Genomic DNA, 891 nt, shown 5'->3' on the forward strand with positions numbered 1-891 from the left:
CGCCCGCCGCTGCCGGCCTCGCGCAGCAGCTCGATCATGCGCAGCGTCAGCCGCCGCGAGGTGCCCCAGACGATGTGGTAGCGCGGCAGGCTGTTGCCGTCGCCGAAGCGCCCGCGCTCGACCCAGTTCACGGCGGGCATGAATTTCAGGCCGTGCGAGAGCAGCCAGTCGTGCACCTGGGCGCGCGAATGCTCGACGTAGTACCGCGCCCAGGGCAGGGCGTGCGGGTTGTCGAACTGGTCCAGCTCGCCAAAGCGCAGCCAGTCGGCCAGGGCGCGCTCGGGCGTGTCGGGGATTTTCATCTTGGCCTGCAGCGGCGTGCCGACCAGCGCCATGCCGCCGAAGGCCCACAGCGCCAGGCCGCCGAAGCGCTCGGGCGTGTCGCGGTCGACCAGCGCCACGCGCTGGCCGGCGCGCAGGGCCTGCAGGGCGCAGACGATGCCGGCCAGGCCGCCGCCGATCACCAGTACGTCGGCTTGTACGGTTGAATCCATGTGCTATGTCTCCTCGGAGCGCGCTCTTGGACTTGGGCATGCTTGCGCTCTGGCAAGGTCGTGCCCGCCCGGGCGCTCTGGCCCGAGGGTACGGCCTATCATGGCGAGCCGATTGACTTTGCAGGACACAAAACCTTGACTTTGCAGGCCACGGTTTCCATGAACTGGGTGGATACGGTGCTGGCGGCTGCCGAGCGCCAGGGCGTGGCGCGCGCCGCGCTGCTGGCGCGCGCCGGCATCGCTCACGAGGAGCTGGCGCGCGAGCGCTGGCCCATCGACCACATCACCCGGCTGTGGCGCGCGGCGGCAGCGGCGACGCAGGATGCGGGCTTCGGCCTGAAGGCCGGCCAGCATGTCGGGCCGCACAGCTTTGCCGCCATCAGCCGGCTGCTGGCGG

General features: G+C 71.0%; 2 protein-coding genes. One reads left to right on the top strand and one right to left on the bottom strand.

Going from position 1 to position 891, the window contains the following annotated elements; all coding sequences use genetic code 11:
• On the bottom strand, positions 1-494 hold a 494-nt coding region (locus A612_RS13115), incomplete at its 3' end, for an FAD-dependent oxidoreductase (protein ID WP_040436891.1).
• A 159-nt stretch (positions 495-653) separates the two neighbouring features.
• Here A612_RS13115 and A612_RS13120 point away from each other — a divergent pair.
• On the top strand, positions 654-891 hold a 238-nt coding region (locus tag A612_RS13120), incomplete at its 3' end, for an AraC family transcriptional regulator ligand-binding domain-containing protein (RefSeq protein ID WP_040436892.1).

Origin of the sequence: Melaminivora alkalimesophila (assembly GCF_000282995.1) — a bacterium.
In the GTDB taxonomy this organism is placed as follows: domain Bacteria; phylum Pseudomonadota; class Gammaproteobacteria; order Burkholderiales; family Burkholderiaceae_C; genus Melaminivora; species Melaminivora alkalimesophila.